This window comes from Epibacterium sp. ABZ3_068, assembly GCF_056159265.1.
On the sequence record NZ_JBSWUV010000009.1, the window covers coordinates 1 to 211 of the forward strand.

Below are 211 nucleotides of genomic sequence, written 5' to 3' on the forward strand. Positions count from 1 at the left end.
TTCCGCCAACTATCTGATCGACACCGACAACGGTGTGATCCTGGATGTTGAAGCAACTCGGTCTATCCGACAGGCTGAGGTCGGTGCTACCCGAACCATGGTTAGTCGGGTGCACCAGCGCCATGATCTCAAGCCGGAACGGTTGATCGCAGACACGGCTTATGGTTCGGGACCCATGCTTGGCTGGCTTGTCGATCATGGCATTGCTCCG

General features: G+C 56.9%; 1 pseudogene. It reads left to right on the forward strand.

The window, feature by feature from the left end:
- Window positions 1-211: pseudogene (locus tag ACXAEW_RS22250) on the forward strand (IS5/IS1182 family transposase); the annotation flags it as partial.